We start from the raw sequence: 14,885 nt of genomic DNA on the forward strand, positions 1-14,885 counted from the left end.
GAGAGGGACGGGAATGGGTTACGGCTGTGCCTCATATGCATCGCGCTCTGGAGGGGGGTACAGATAACGCGCAACGACCTCCTCCAACGCGACGGGGAGAAGGTCCGCTTCCGCTCCGGCTCCCGCTGCGTCGTGGTCTCCATGACGCTGCACGACCCGTACACCGGCCGGACGATCGAGTGGACCAAGGCCCACGCCGCGAAGGTGCAGATCGACCACGTCATGCCGCTGTCCTACGACTGGCAGATGGGCGCCTCGCACTGGCCCGAGGGCAAGCGCCAGGACATAGCCAACGACCCGCTCAACCTGATCCCGGTGGACGGCCCCACCAACGGCGCCAAGGGCGACTCCGGCCCGGCCGCCTGGCTGCCCCCGAGCAAGCGGATCCGCTGCTCCTACGCGGTGCGCTTCGCGCAGGTCTCACTGAAGTACGACCTGCCGGTCACGGCCGCGGACAAGCGGGCGATGCTGGAGCAGTGCGGCCAATAGCCTTACCGTCCCTCCGAGATGAGTAACCATCAGATCAAGTTTTGATGTTCTGTACATGACGGCGAGGCAAAGGCGCGCACAAGCCGCAATGGGATGCCCGGCGGTAAATCGGTCAGGTTGAGCAAGGGGTGGTCAAGGACTGCACAAGATCACTCCTTGAATCTGTCCACAGGATGTTCACAGCGGGCAGGATCGGCGCGTTTCTGTGCCGTTCCTGATCGCTGGAGTCGAATCCGTGCCTCTGTGGCCGCTCAGCCGCCGCCCGCGCCGCGCGCGTCCCCCGCGCGCCACGCGGCCCGTACGCTTCACCCGCCGTGCACGGCGCTCCGTCTCCGTGGTGGTGCTCACCGCGCTGGCGCTGATGCTGACGACGGACCAGGCCCTCGCCGGGGGGCTGGAGCTCGGCCGGGTCGAACTGCCCAGCATGAGCATGGCCTCGATCGCCTCCTGGTTCACCGGCTCCCACTGGGACCGGGTGCCGCACCAGCGGTCCGGCACGGCCGCCGGGCACCGTCACCACGTCTCCGCCGACGCCACCGCCGCGCACCGCGGCGCGGGCCACGCCCCCGGCAAGGGCCGCGGCGAGCTCGCCGCCTACCACCCGCACCACAGCGCCGTGAAGCACGGCCGGAGCCGGGGCGGCGCCTTCGACGCCAGGACCAGCAAGCGCGACGCCGCCAAGTCCACCCGCAACGAGACGGTCTACGTCAACGCCGACGGCTCCACCACCCGCCGGATATCGCCCACCCCCGTCAACTACCAGGTCAAAAAGGGCCGGTGGGCGCCGATCGACGTGGATGTGCGGGCCGGACCGGACGGCCGCTGGCACGAGAAGGCCAACTCCGTCGCGGTCGACTTCGCCGCCGAGGCCACCGACCCCGCCCTCGCCTCCCTCGCGACCGACGCGCGGCACCGGGCCGCCTACTCGCTCCGGGGCGCCGCCCCCGTCAAGGGCACCGCGCACGGCTCCACCGTCACCTACGCGGACGTCCTCGACGCCACCGACCTGACGGTGACGCCCACCGCCACCGGTGTGAAGGAGTCGGTGGTCCTGCACTCCGCGGCCGCCGGCAGCTCCTGGACCTTCCCCCTCACCCTCAAGGGCCTCACCCCCGTCCAGCGCGGCAACGGCTGGATCGACCTGCGCGACGGCGCGGGCCGGACCGTCGAGCGCATCCCCCCGGCCTACGCCTACGACTCCAACGTCGACCGCCGCTCCGGCGACCCGGCCACCACCCACGACGTCACCACCGAACTGGTCCGCTCCAAGGACGGCTACGCGCTGAAAGTGACCCTGGACAGCGGCTGGCTGCACGACGCCCGCCGCCTCTTCCCGGTCACCGTCGACCCGACCGTCTCCGACGGCTGGACCACCACCTACGCCGAGTCCGGCACCGGCAACAACGTCGACCACTCCTACGAGCAGACCATCAAGGCCGGCTCCTACGACTCCGGCACCCACTCGGCGATCGGCTTCGTCAACCACTGGGACACCGCCTGGGACGGCAGCAACGCCACCGTCACCGCCGCGACCCTGCACCTGTTCGACACCTGGGCCTCCACCTGCACGGCGGAGCGCTTCGACGTCGCCCTGGTGACCGGCTCCTGGACCCCCGAGTCCGTCACCTCCTACCCGGGCCCCGCCAAGGGCTCCTCCATCGGCAACGCCACCCCGAGCGTGCCCCACGCGTGCGCCAACACCGCCGCCGACCGCACCGTCGGCGACTGGGTGACCGTCCCGCTGTCCACCTCCGCGATCCAGGGCTGGTTCAACGGCACCACCGCCGACCACGGACTGGCGGTGTACGCCGCCACCTCCGACGCCCTGCACTGGAAGCAGTTCGGCTCCTTCAACGACCCGGGCAAGGGCCCGTGGATCGAGGTCACCTACACCGGCAACACCGCGCCGCAGCTCTACGAGCAGTTCCCGCAGGACAACGCGGTCGTGGGCACCACCCAGCCGGAGCTGACCGCCTGGGCGGGCGGCGCCAACTCCACCAGCGGCAGCACCAACCAGTACCTCTTCCAGGTCTTCGACGCCTCCGGCACCACCAAGATCGCCGACTCCGGGCTCCAGCCCACCGGAGACTGGACCGTGCCCGCCGGCAAGCTCGCCTGGGGCAAGTCCTACACCTGGGCCGTCCAGGCGTACGACGCGACCACCAAGCTGTACTCCCCGGCCGAGCTGTACTCGCTGTCCGTGCAGGTCCCCCAGCCCGTGATCACCTCCGGGCTGTCGCAGAACAGCAGCGACCACGGCTTCGACGCGGCCATCGGCAACTACACCACCTCCGACACCGACGCCTCGATCTCCACCGTCGGCCCGTCCCTGGACGTCGAACGCGACTACAACTCCCGCGACCCGCGCTGGACGGGCGCGTTCGGCGCCGGCTGGTCGAGCATCTTCGACTCCCGGGCCACCGAGCAGTACACGGCCTCGGGCGCCGTCTCCAGCGTGGCCGTCACCTACCCGGACGGCTCGCAGGTCGGCTACGGCAGGAACAGCGACGGCACCTTCACCCCCGGCAGCGGACGCTTCGCCACCTTCAAGGCGGTCACCGGCGGCTACACGCTGACCGACAAGGACGACACCGTCTACACCTTCACCCAGTCCCTGGGCTCCGGCGGCTACGGCCTGACCGCGGTGACCGACGCCAACGGCCGGTCGGTGAACCTCACCTGGACCGGCGGCCACATCACCAAGATGGCCTCCGCCGTCTCCGGCCGCTCCCTGTCGCTGACCTGGCAGACCCCCTCGGGCGCCCAGGCCGCCCACGTGAGCGCCGTCGTCACCGACCCGGTCACCCCCGGCGACGCGAGCACCGCCCAGACCTGGACCTACGGCTACACCGGCGACCAGCTGACCAAGGTGTGCTCGCCGCTGTCGGACACCAAGTGCACGGTCTACGGCTACACCTCAGGTTCCGGCTACCGCAACGCGGCGCTCGACCTGGACCCGCACACCTTCTGGCCGCTGTCGGAAACCTCCGGCACCACGGCGAAGGACGCGGTCCTCGCCAACGAGGGCACGACGAACGCCACCTACGAGAACGTCACCCTCGGCCAGACGGCCGGCCCGCTGACCGGCTCCACCGCCAAGGCCGCCACGTTCAACGGCACGAACTCCGACATCGCGCTGCCCAAGAACCTCGGCAACGACACCGACTCCGGCGCGATATCCCTGTGGTTCAAGACCTCGCAGGGCCCCGGCGTGCTGTACTCCTACGCCTCCCAGCCGATCGGCTCCGGGCAGGCCGCCGGCTTCTACACCCCGTCCATCTACGTCGGCACCGACGGCAAGCTGAACGCCGAGTTCTGGTACAGCGGCGGCGTCAACCCGATCGTGTCCGCCACGTCCGTCGCGGACGGCAAGTGGCACCACGTGGTGCTCTCGGCCGCGGGCAACTCCCAGACGCTGTACCTGGACAAGGCCAAGGTCGGCTCGCGCAGCGGCACCGTCTCGATCAAGAGCGCGACCGCCTTCGGCAAGAACCAGTCGTTCAACTACCTCGGCACCGGCTTCCTCGGCGGTGACTGGCCCGACGAGCCGCACCACTCGACGTCCGAGCCGGACGGCTACGCCACCTACTTCAACGGCTCCATCGCCGACGCCGCCTGGTACGGCCGCCCGCTGGTCGCCGCCGACGTCAACGCGCTGTACACGTACGGCACCCACGGCACCAGCCTGCTGAGCACCATCACCCGGCCGTCCGGCAAGACCTTCGCGGCGATGTCGTACGACTCGGACAGCACCACGCTGACCCAGCTCACCGACGAGAACGGCGGCGTGTGGAAGCTGGGCGCGCCCACCGTCGCCGGCTCCAGCGACACCTACCGGGGAGCCGTGCTCGGCGGGGCGCCGGCGGAGTACTTCCGCCTCGGCGAGGCCGCGGGCGCGGCGACCGCCGTGGACCAGGTGCGCGGCGGCGACGGCACCTACGGCTCCGTCACCCTCGGCGCCTCCGGCCCCTTCACCGACGCCAAGGCCGCCACGTTCAACGGGACGGCGTCCTCGGTGACCCTGCCCAACGGCTCGGTGCCCGGCTCGGGCGCCGAGTCGGCGAGCATGTGGTTCAAGACCTCCACGGCGAACGGCGTCCTGCTCGCCGCGTCACGGGAACCGCTGACGGGCGGCACCACCGCGACCGCGTACACCCCGCTGCTCTACATCGGCAGCAGCGGCAAGCTGTACGGCGAGTACTACTTCTCCGGCGGCTCCGTCAAACCGCTCGCCTCCGCCTCCGCCGTCACCGACAACAAGTGGCACCACGTGGTGCTGTCCACCTCGGCGAGCAGCCAGTCGCTGTACCTGGACGGCGCCCTGGTGGGCACCCAGAGCGGCGCGGCGGCCATGGTGAACCAGCCGTACACCTACGTCGGCGCCGGCTACCTCGGGGGCCACTGGCCCGACGAGGCACACCACAACACCTCCGACGACACCGGGTACGCCACCTACTTCAAGGGCTCGCTCGCCGAGGTGGCCCTCTACCGCTCCGAGCTGTCCGCCGCGGACGTCACCGAGCAGTTCCAGGCGGCGAAGAACTCCGCGGGGCTGCTGCCGGTGGAGACGGTGAAGGTCACCTCGCCGGCCAATGCCACGCTGACGTACACCTACGACGTCGAGCACGGCAACCGCGCCCTGACGGAGACCGACGGCCTGGGCAACCGGACCAGCTTCGGCTACGACACCGCCGGGTTCGAGCACACCGTCACCGACCCCGACGGGGCGATGACCGTCACCGGTCACGACGTCCGCGGCAACGTGGTCTCCTCCACGTCCTGCCAGGACCAGGCCGCGCACAAGTGCAACACCGAGTACTACACGTACTACCCCGACGACACCACGCCCCAGCTGACCACCGCGGACCCGCGCAACGACCAGCTGCTGACCGAGCGCGACGGCCGCTCGTCGTCCGCGACCGACCCCACCTATCTGACGTCGTACACCTACGACACGGCGGGCAACCAGACCGCGATCACCGGTCCGGCGGTGCCCGGCTTCCCCGACGGCCGCACCACCACGACCGAGTACAGCGACGGCACCAGCGCCTACCCGTCCGCCGACGGCGGCGTGGTGCCCAAGGGCCTGCCGGTGAAGACCGTCAGCCCCGGCGGCGCGGTCAACCGGGTGTCGTACTTCACGAACGGCGACGTGGCCTCCACCACCGACGCCATCGGCCTGGTCACCCGGTACACCTACGACGGCCTGGGCCAGGTCACCAGCCAGAAGGTCGTCTCCGACACCTACCCGGACGGCCTGGTGACGACGTACCGGTACGACGCCGCCGGGCAGGTCGTCGAGGAGCACGACCCGCAGCTCACCGACCGCGTCACCGGCGCCACCCACGCCGCCGTCACCAGCACGGTCTACGACGAGGACGGCAACACCACCTCGCAGACGGTCTCCGACGCGAGCGGCGGCGACCGGTCGCGCACGCAGACGTGGACCTACGACGTCTACGACCACGTGCTGACCGAGTCCGACGCCAACGCGGCCGAGGGCGCGAGCAACGGCAACACCACGACGTACACGTACGACACCTCCGGCAACAAGACCAAGGAGGTCACCAGCGCCGGCACCGAGACCCGGTACACCTACGACGACAACGGCAACCTGCTCACCCAGGGCGTCATGTACACCGGCGACCCGACCGATCCGCAGTCGCCGTCCCTGCTCATCGAGTCCTCCCGGGCCTACGACCCGGCCGGGCGGCTCGCGTCCATCACCGACGCGATGGGCAACACCACGTCGTACACGTACACCGACGACGGCCTGACGGCCACGGTGAAGCGGACCAGCGCCGACGGCAACAGCACCTATGTGCTGGAGTCGGACACCTACGACGCGGCCGGCAACCTGCTGCAGTCCACCACCGACAACGGCGAGACCGTCACCAAGTACACCGTCGACGCCGCCTCCCGGACCACCTCCAGCGAGCTGGACCCGACCGGCGTGGACCGGGTGACCACCCTGTCGTACACGCCCGACGACCAGGTCGCCACCGAGACCGACCGCGACGCCTCGGGCTACGACCGCACCACCACCAACACCTACGACGACATGGGCAACCTGCTCAGCGAGACGCTGTACGGGGACGCCTCCGGTCACCCGGCCGCCTGGTGGAAGCTGAACCAGACCTCCGGCACCAACGTCACCGACGCCTCCGGCACCGGCAACACCGCCACCGCCACCGACGTCACCTGGAGCGGCGGCGCCGCCACGCTCAACGGCACCAGCAGCCATCTGTCCACCAACGGCCCCGTGCTGGACACCAGCAGCTCCTACACGGTCTCGGCGTGGGCGAAGCTCGACAGCATCCCGACGCACACCACCACCCTGCTCAGCCAGGACGGCACCCACCGCAGCCCGTTCTACCTGGGCTACGAGAGCGCCTCGGGCACCTGGGCCCTGCGGGCGGTCGACCAGGACGCCCCGGTGGGCGGCTCCTGGACGTACCAGAAGGTCGCCGCCACCGCCCCGCCGACGACCGGCGCGTGGGCCCTGCTCACCGGCGTCTACGACGCCACCAAGCAGGAGATCAGGCTCTACGTCGACGGACAGCTGCAGGGCGCCGCCCCGTACACCACGGCGTGGAACGCGACCGGGCCGATGCAGATCGGCCGCACCCAGTGGTCCGACACCTACACCGACTGGTTCGCCGGCTCGGTGACCGACGCGCAGGCCTATCAGCGGGCCCTGTCCGCCGCCGAGATCTCCTCGCTGTACGGCAAGGGCCGCGACGGCGGCACGGTCGGCTCCTCCGACGAGCAGACCACGAGGTGGACGTACGACAAGCGGGGCCTGCCCACGTCCATGACGGACGCCGAGCAGCACACCACCGAGTACTCCTACGACGAGGCGGGCAACCTCGCGGTCACCACCGCCCCCGCCGTCCAGGCCGAACCGGACGGCACCACCGCGGCCACCGTCCGCCCGGTCACCACCAGCGGCTTCAACACCTTCGGCGAGGCCGTCGAGGAGCAGGACCCGAGGGGCCTGGTCACCACGACGGCGTACGACGCGGAGGGCAACAAGGTCTCCGAGACCCTGCCGCCCTACACCCCGGCGGGCGCCTCGACGCCCAACGCGGGCACCACCGTCTACACCTACGACAGCGAGGGCAACCAGACCGCCGTCACCACGCCCGGCGGCAGGACCACCTCGTACCTGTACGACCAGCTGGGCAACCTCGTCCAGAGCACCGCCCCCGACGGCACGAAGACGCACGCCACGTACGACCCGAACGGCGACCAGCTGTCGGCGACGGACCCGACCGGCGCGCAGACCCAGGCCACGTACGACTTCCTGGGCCGGCAGCTCACGCAGACGACGCTGGAGCGCTTCCCGTCGACGCGGACCCTGACGGCCACCACGTCCTACGCGGTCACGTCCGGCAACCCGTACGGCGCGCACGCGTCGTCGACGACCTCGCCCGGCGGCGTGCGGACGACGTACGCCTACAACCGGGCCGGTGACATCACCTCCGTCACCGACGGCGCCGGAAACACCACCCGCTACGCCTACGACTTCGAGGGCAACGTCTCCAGGACGACCCTGGCGGACGGCACCTACACCACGACCGACTTCAATGCCGACGGCGACCCGACGGCCACCCGGTCCTACGACGCGAGCGGCACCAAGCTGTGGGAGACCTCGCAGAGTTACGACGGCGTCGGCAACCTGACCGCCGCCACGGACGCGCGTGGTCACACCAGCCGCTTCACCTACGACGCGGCGGGCACCATCACGCAGGAGATCCAGCCGGTCGACGCCGCCACGTCGATCACCACGACCTTCGGCTACGACGCGTCCGGCAACCGGACCCGCTTCACCGACGGCCGCGGCAACTCCTGGCGCTACACGTACACGCCGTGGGGCCAGCAGGAGAAGGTGATCGAGCCGACCACCGCCAAGTACACCTCGGCGGCCGACTCCACGACGACCTTCGCCTACGACGCCGACGGCCGGATGACGAACGTGACCCTGCCCGGCGGGGTCACGACGGCGATGACCTACGACGTCAACGGCCAGCTGAAGACGATGTCCGGCGCGGGCGCCGACGCGGCGACCGCCAGCCGGAGCTTCGGCTACGACGCGGCCGGCCGGGTCACGTCGGCGGACACCGACGCGGCGGGCATCGCCGGGGCGGTGGACCACCAGGACGCCACGCACGAGCAGTTCACCTACGACGACCGCAGCGACCTGCTGACCGCGTCGGGCTCGGCGGGCACCTCCGGCTTCGCCTACGACGACGACGGCCGGATGACGTCCCGCACGGACGCGGCCGGCACGACGACGTACGGCTACGACACGGCCGGCCGGCTGTCCTCCCTGAACGACGCGGCCACGGGCCAGCAGCTGACGTACACCTACGACCAGCTGAACCAGCCGAAGACGGTCAAGTACGGCGCGACGGGCCAGACCCGCACCTTCGGCTACAACAGCGCGCACGAGCTGGTCAGCGACGTCCTGGTGCAGGGCGCCTCGACGCTGGCGAGCTTCGCCTACGGCTACGACAGCAACGGCAACCTGACGTCGAAGACGACGACGGGCGTCTCGGGCGCGTCGGCCAACACGTACACCTACGACTGGGCCAACCGCCTCACGTCGTGGAACGACGGCTCGAAGACCACGGCGTACGCCTACGACGCCTCCGGCAACCGCGTCCGCAACGGCTCGGACGTCTACACCTACGACGAGCGGGACGAGCTGACCTCGGACGGGGTGCACACCTACGACTACTCCGCGCGCGGCACCATGACGCAGGAGTCGTCGACGGCCGGCGGCACGGTGACGTACCGCACGGACGCCTTCGGCGGGCAGATCGTCGCCGGGCAGCAGTCGTACACGCTGGACGCGCTCGGCCGGAACGTCTCCGACCGCGACACGGGGGCGAACTCCACCCGCGCCTTCGCCTACTCGGGCGCGGACAACACGATCGCCTCGGACGGCGACAGCACCTACACCTACGACCCGGCGGGCGGTGTCGTCGGCATCGACGCGGGCGGCGGCAGCAAGGTGCTGGCCCTGACCGACCAGCACAACGACGTCGTCGGCACCTTCACCTCCGGCGCCACGTCGCTGGCGGGCTCGGTGTCCTACGACCCGCTGGGCAAGGTGGTCTCGCCGGCCAACACGGTCACCGGCCACCTGGGCTTCCAGTCGGGCTGGACGGAGCCCGGCACGGGCAACGTGGGCACGGCCTCACGCTGGTACGACCCGGGCACGGGGCAGTTCCTGAACAAGGACAGCATCTCGCTGGACGCGGTGCCCAACTCGGTGGCGGCCAACCCGTTCGCCTACGTCGACGACAACCCGCTGGCCGGCACCGACGAGTCGGGCAACTGCTCCTGGTACGACGTGGTGTGCGGCGCGAAGAAGGTCGTCCACCATGCGAAGAAGGCCGTCAAGCACGTAGCCCACAAGGTCTACCACGCGGTCAAGCACGCCGCGAAGAAGGTCGTCCACGCGGTCAAGCACGCGGCCCACAAGGTCGTGCACAAGGTGCGGGACTACTACCACGCCACCGTGCGGGTGGTGCGGCGCGTGTACCACTACGCGGCCAGACACGTCAGACGCGCGTATCACCGGGTCGTCCACGCGGTCCACTCGGCCTACCACAAGGTCTCGCACGCGGTGCACCGTGTGGTCCACGCGGTGAAGAAGGCGGCGCACAAGGTCGCCCACACGGTGAAGAAGGCCGCGCACGCGGTGGCCCACGCGGCGCGCACGGCGTACCACGCCACGGTCAAGGCGGCGAAGTCGGCGGCCAAGTACGTCAAGCACCACGCGGCGGCGATCACCTCCTTCGTGGTCTCCACGGCGGTGTTCGCGGGCTGCGAGGCGGTGACGGCCGGCGTCGGCTCCATCGGCTGCGCGGCGGCCGCGGGCGCGGCGGGCGCCCTGGTCGAGCAGGGCTTCAAGTGCGCGGAGAACGGCGGCGGCGACTGCAGCGTGGGCGCCTTCGCGGGCTCGGCGGTGACGGGCGCGGTCGCGGGCGCCGTGGGCGGCGCCCTGGGCAGCCTGGGCGGCAAGCTCCTGGCGAAGGTCGCGCCGAAGGCCATGAAGGTCGTCGGCGGCCTGTTCGGCAAGGGCGCCACGGACGCCGAGGAAACCGCGGCGAGGGACGCCACGGAGGCGGCGGCGTCGCGGGCGGAGTCGGAGGGGGCGGGCACAAGGAGCCAGTCGCACTCGGAGGACGGACCGGGCGGTACCGCCGGGGAGTCCGGGCCGAGCTGCCGGGTCCCGCACAGCTTCACCGGGTCGACCCGGGTGCTGATGGCCGACGGCACGGCGAAGGCCATCGACCAGGTCAAGGTCGGCGACAGCATCTCCAACGCGGTGCCGGGTGTGACAGGCACCGAGGCGAACAAGGTCACCGACGTGATCGTGACCCGCACGGACCACGACTTCGTGGACCTCACGGTCAAGGACACGGCCATGCCGGAAGGGAAGAAGCCGGCGAAGGCAGGCGCGAAGGCAGGCGCGAAGGCAGGTGCGAAGGCCGCGGCCAGGTCGGTCGCCAGGAAGGCGGCCCGCAAGGCGGCGTTCGGCCTGGCGGCCTCGGCGGCGGTGCTGGGTGCCCTGACGGGCGGCCACGGCCACGGCGACGCGCACCGGCCGGTGACGGCTCCGGTGGCGGCGGTCGGGAACGTGCCGTCGGCGCAGGCCACGAAGGCCGACGCCCCGGACACACACCTGACGACGACCTTCCACCACCCCTTCTACGACGAGACCCGCTCGGCCTTCGTCGAGGCGAAGGACCTCGAGCCGGGCGACATCCTCCAGACGCCGACCGGCACCACCGAGGTCACTGGTGTCCGCCTGTACCACGCGAACACCACGACGTACGACCTGACGATCGGCACCCTTCACACGTACTACGTGGAAGCCGGGAACACGCCGGTCCTCGTCCACAACATCAACAAGCCCATACCTCACGTGTGCGGGCCCGGTGGTGAGCCGATCTACAACATCCCCGCGGGATCGAGTGGCGGTCCAGGCGCCTACAAGGGCATCCCCAAGTCGCTGCTGAAGGACTACAACGTCGGCAAGCAGGCGGATCCGGCACTTCCCACTCCGCTGTGCTCGTACTGCCGGACCAACCCGGCGCAGGCGATCGACCACGTCGAGCCGAGGATCAACGGTGGCGACCTGACGGACCCCAACACCATCCCGGCGTGTACCTTCTGCAACAGTTCCAAGAGGGACCGTGTGGCACCGCTGAACCCGCCGCCCAGTTACTCGGGTCAGTGGCCGCCCACGTGGTGGCCGGCCCACATGAAGGCGACGGTTCCCACGCCGAGAACAATTCCATAGCGAAAACGGCCCGCCGCAGGCTGCGGCGGGCCGTGTGTTTGTGGCCGCCGAGAACGAGGAGAATGCCGGGATGAGCGAGATCACGTACATCACCCACGAAGATCCAGTGGGCCGGGGTGCGGAGAACTACATCGCCATGGTGGATCTGGAGCCGTTCGGCTTCGACGGCATGTGCGAACAGGTCTGGCTCTCGACCCGCGCCGACGGCGGCTACGAGGTCGCCTGCATCCCGTTCCGTGTGTATGGGATGGCCCTCGGAGATGTCGTGGAACTGCGTGACTCGCGGGTCGTGGAGAGGGTCGCCGAGCGATCCGGGCGACGGGTTCTCCGGGTGTTCTTCGTAGAACCACGCCCGAATGACGACTCCCGCCAGGCGTTGAAAAGTGCCGTCCGGTCCGGTGGCTTTCTCAGTGAGTGGAGCGGCGACCGCCACGTCGCGGTCGACATCCCCGAATCGTCGGATCCCAGCCCCCTGTTCCGGGCCGTTCAGCACGAAATCGACGCGGGCACCGCGTTCTGGGAGTGGGGGGATTCCGAGCCGTTCCGTGGACAGCGGAACGACTGAGCCGGGAGAACTCCGTCCGCTGGAGGCCTGGCGCGTACAGGGGTGAGCCACGTGGACTGGCATGACGACGCGACTCTGTCGGCGCGGATCGGTGCCATGGACCGGCAGCAGCGCCATCAGGCCGTGTACCTGGCCCTGCGCAGGCTGCGGGCGCCCTTGCTGGGCATGGAGATGCCGGCGGACTGGGGCATCGACCCCGCCGCGCTCGACGCCCTGATCCGCCGGGGCGGGGAGCGACTGGACGGAGCGGCCGACGAGGAGTTTCTGCAGGCCGTCGGCCGGCTCACGAGCGCTCCGCTGTTCGAGTCGGAGATCGAGCCGGGATTCGCCGAGAGCTTCCAGCTGGAAGCCGTCAACGGATGGCTCATGCTGGGCGAGGCTCTCGGCGAGATGAGCGAGACCCAGACGGAGACGCTGATCTACCTGGCGCGGGAACTGGCGGACTACCTCGACGGATTCATGGAGAACTCGTCCGTCGAGGTCGCCGGCGAAGACCAGCGGGATGCCTACTTGGCCGGCGTCGACGACCAGCTCCGCGGCTATGGCCTGAGGTATTTCGGAACCCGGAACCTGGACGTCGAACGCGCCTGCCACGACGCCATCCTGACCGCGCCGGACAGTGACGGCCTGCTCTCCTCGGAGACGGGCCGGCGGCTGCTGGAAATCTGCGACGAGTACAGCGGCGAAATGCTGTCCGTCCTGCGATTGTTCCCGGAGGACTGATCAGGGGGCCGCCCTGTGAGACGCACGGGCGGTGGCAGTCAGCGTGGGACGGAGGACCGCTGCTTGAGGGCTTCGAGGAAGGCGCCGAACGCTCCGGGCGGGAAGGTGAGGGTGGCCCCGGCCGGCGCCTTGGAGTCGCGGACGGCTGTGCGGGCGGGGCGGTGCGCGATCTCGACGCAGGCATTGCCCTCGCCGCCGCCGGAGTACGAGGACTTCCGCCAGGTGTCCATCACAGCTCCTTCGCTGGACTGTTGATGAAGTCACGCGACTGATCGGGTTGGAGTGGTGCGGCCTCCACCTCGGGCGGCGGTGGTCAGCGTGGGGCGGGGGTCCGCTTGAGCGCTTCCAGGAAGGCCCCGAACGCTCCGGCCGGGAAGGTGAGGGTGCCCCTGGCCAGCGCCTTGGAGTCGCGGACGGCCATGCGGGCGGGGGAGTTCGCGATCTCCACGCAGTTGTTGCCGTCGCCGCCGCCGGAGTACGAGGACTTCCGCCAGGTGTCCATCACAGCTCCTTCGCTGGACTGTTGATGAAGTCACGCGACTGATCGGGTTGGAGTGGTGCGGCCTCCACCTCAGGCGGTGGTCGTCAGCGTGGGGCGGGGGTCCGCTTGAGGGCTTCCAGGAAGGCCCCGAACGCTCCGGGCGGGAAGGTGAGGGTGGCCCTGGCCGGGGCCTTGGAGTCGCGGACGGCTATGCGGGCGGGACGGTGCGCGATCTCCACGCAGGCATTGCCCTCGCCGCCGCCGGAGTAGGACGACTTCTGCCAGGTTCCGTGGTTGGTCATCGCCTCATAGTTCCTTCGCCAGCTTGTGGATGAAGTCGCGGGAACGTTCGGGTTCGAGCGACGCGGCTTCCAGCCTACGGAAAAGTGTTCGGAAGCGGCACAGTTGGGCCTCCGCGTCGATGAACACGGTGCCGTGGGGGCCGTCGCGCACCACGGTGTCCAGCTTCGGGATGGGGCCGCCCGCGTACACCATGGCGCTTCCTGCTCCGGCGAAACCGTCCAGCTCGAACGGGATGACGCGTACGGTGACGTGGCGAGCTTCGGAGAGTTCCAGGACGCGGCCGAGCTGGGTTCGTGCCGCGCCACGGTCACCCACTCGGATACGCAGTGCTGCCTCATGGATGACGGCCTCGTACGGGGCCGGGCGGGGGCGCTCGATGACGGCTTTCCGCCTCATCCGGTGTTCCACGCGAAGTTCCACCTCCGGCTTCGGGAACTCCGGGTTCACATAGGAGAAGAGCGCGCGTGCGTAGTCCTCGGTCTGGAGAAGCCCTGGGATGTGCAGGAAATCCACGTCCCATCGGTAGCCGGCATGGTGCTCCAGCTCGGACAGGTCGAGGTAGGCCGTAGGCAGCCGACCTCGGTATTGTTCCCACCAGCCGCGGGTGCGATCAGTCGCCATGGCGACCAGCGTCTGGATCAACGCCTCGTCGGTACAGGCGTAGTGGGCCGCGATCTGGCGGAGCCGCTCCTCGCTCACGCCCGTGAGTCCGGACTCGATATGGCTGATCTGGACGTGGCTCACTCCGAGCAGCGATGCCGCCTCGCGGGCGGTGAGTCCTGCCGAGCTGCGGAGTCTGCGCAGTTCTACCGCCAGGCGCATCTGTCGTGCGGTTGGTTCGCGCCTTGTCGTCATTGACAGCCCCTCGATGCAACGCGCCGGTGGGTGCGTCTCGTTCGGGGGCAGATTACGCGACCGACTTGCTCGACCGAAACTGTAACCCCTACCGTCAGTCACGCGACGCACACACTGCGATACCCCGGGACCCCGGAAGCGCACCGCTC

At 70.0% G+C, this 14,885-nt stretch carries 7 protein-coding genes and 1 pseudogene; 4 read left to right on the plus strand and 4 right to left on the minus strand.

The features are described 5' to 3' along the window. Positions 1-66: 66 nt before the first annotated feature. The 4 genes and pseudogenes from ACI2LW_RS21445 to ACI2LW_RS21460 all read left to right on the plus strand — a co-directional run. Positions 67-489 (plus strand): annotated as a pseudogene (locus ACI2LW_RS21445) (HNH endonuclease family protein); the annotation flags it as partial. A 334-nt stretch (positions 490-823) separates the two neighbouring features. Further along, a complete protein-coding gene (locus tag ACI2LW_RS21450) occupies positions 824-11,809 on the plus strand; it encodes a LamG-like jellyroll fold domain-containing protein (RefSeq protein ID WP_404732795.1) in 10,986 nt (3,661 codons plus the stop codon). Between the two features lie 70 nt (positions 11,810-11,879). Next, on the plus strand, positions 11,880-12,374 hold the full coding sequence (locus ACI2LW_RS21455; protein WP_404732796.1) for a DUF4265 domain-containing protein: 495 nt from the start codon (positions 11,880-11,882) through the stop codon (positions 12,372-12,374). Positions 12,375-12,425: 51 nt separating this feature from the next. Beyond that, positions 12,426-13,097: a hypothetical protein gene (locus tag ACI2LW_RS21460; protein ID WP_404732797.1), complete on the plus strand. Its 672-nt coding sequence runs from the start codon at positions 12,426-12,428 to the stop codon at positions 13,095-13,097. A gap of 38 nt (positions 13,098-13,135) precedes the next feature. On the opposite strand, the gene ACI2LW_RS21465 is transcribed toward ACI2LW_RS21460, so the two are convergent. The 4 genes from ACI2LW_RS21465 to ACI2LW_RS21480 all read right to left on the minus strand — a co-directional run bounded on the left by ACI2LW_RS21465 (position 13,136) and on the right by ACI2LW_RS21480 (position 14,736). Beyond that, entirely contained in the window at positions 13,136-13,327 is a 192-nt protein-coding gene (locus ACI2LW_RS21465; RefSeq protein WP_404732798.1) for a DUF397 domain-containing protein, read from the minus strand. A gap of 83 nt (positions 13,328-13,410) precedes the next feature. Then, positions 13,411-13,599, minus strand: coding sequence for a DUF397 domain-containing protein (locus ACI2LW_RS21470; protein ID WP_404732799.1), 189 nt, complete (start codon positions 13,597-13,599; stop codon positions 13,411-13,413). A gap of 83 nt (positions 13,600-13,682) precedes the next feature. Continuing rightward, positions 13,683-13,880, minus strand: coding sequence for a DUF397 domain-containing protein (locus ACI2LW_RS21475; protein ID WP_404732800.1), 198 nt, complete (start codon positions 13,878-13,880; stop codon positions 13,683-13,685). A 4-nt stretch (positions 13,881-13,884) separates the two neighbouring features. Further along, positions 13,885-14,736 (minus strand): helix-turn-helix domain-containing protein, encoded by an 852-nt coding sequence (locus ACI2LW_RS21480; protein WP_404732801.1) that lies wholly within the window; start codon positions 14,734-14,736, stop codon positions 13,885-13,887. Positions 14,737-14,885: the final 149 nt, after the last annotated feature.

It is taken from the genome of Streptomyces sp. NPDC004065 (assembly GCF_044903565.1).
GTDB lineage: Bacteria > Actinomycetota > Actinomycetes > Streptomycetales > Streptomycetaceae > Streptomyces.